The sequence below is a fragment of the Methylobacterium tarhaniae genome (assembly GCF_001043955.1).
Taxonomy (GTDB): Bacteria; Pseudomonadota; Alphaproteobacteria; order Rhizobiales; family Beijerinckiaceae; genus Methylobacterium; species Methylobacterium tarhaniae.
Genome location: NZ_LABZ01000325.1, coordinates 1 through 698 on the forward strand (window position 1 = coordinate 1; position 698 = coordinate 698).

Consider the following 698-nt stretch of genomic DNA (forward strand, 5'->3'; position numbering starts at 1 on the left):
GACCGGCTCGGGCTCGACCCCTTCGCGATCCGCGAGCGCAACGTCATCCCGGACGATGCCTATCCGTGCGCCGGTGCCTCGGGCATCAAGCTCGAACGGCTCTCGCACCAGGCGGCCTTGGCGAAGCTGAAGGCGATGATGGGCTACGATGCCCTGCGGGCCGAGCAGGCGGAGTTGCGCGCCCGCGGCATCCACCGCGGCATCGGGCTCGCCGCCTTCATCGAGATCACCAACCCCTCCGCGGCGTTCTACGGCGTCGGCGGCGCGCGCATCTCCTCGCAGGACGGATGCACGATCCGCCTCGACCCCCAGGGCGGCGTGGTGGCCTCGGTCAGCGTCACCGAGCAGGGCCAGGGCACCGAGGGCATCATCGCGCAGGTCGTCGCGACCGCTGTCGGCGTGCCGATCGGGCAGGTCCGGGTGATCTCCGGGGACACCCAGACGACGCCCTATGGCGGCGGCACCTGGGCGTCGCGCGGCGCCGGCATCGGCGGCGAGGCGGCCTGGCAGGCCGGCAAGGCGCTGCGCGCCAACGTCGTGGCGGGGGGGGGGGGCCCCCCTCCGACCCCACCCGCGGGGCCCGCCGGGGGGGGGGGGGCGGGGGGGGCTGGGGGGGCCGGGGCCGCGGCCGGTTCTTTTTACAAACTGTGGGTGCCCGCAGAGATAAAAGGGGTGAAGAGTTGGGGAGAGCGTGTGTT

Annotated in this window: 1 protein-coding gene; it reads left to right on the forward strand. The window is 73.8% G+C overall.

Going from position 1 to position 698, the window contains the following annotated elements:
• Positions 1 to 698: molybdopterin cofactor-binding domain-containing protein (locus tag VQ03_RS29675; protein WP_048454531.1), on the forward strand; the 698-nt coding region annotated here is incomplete at both ends.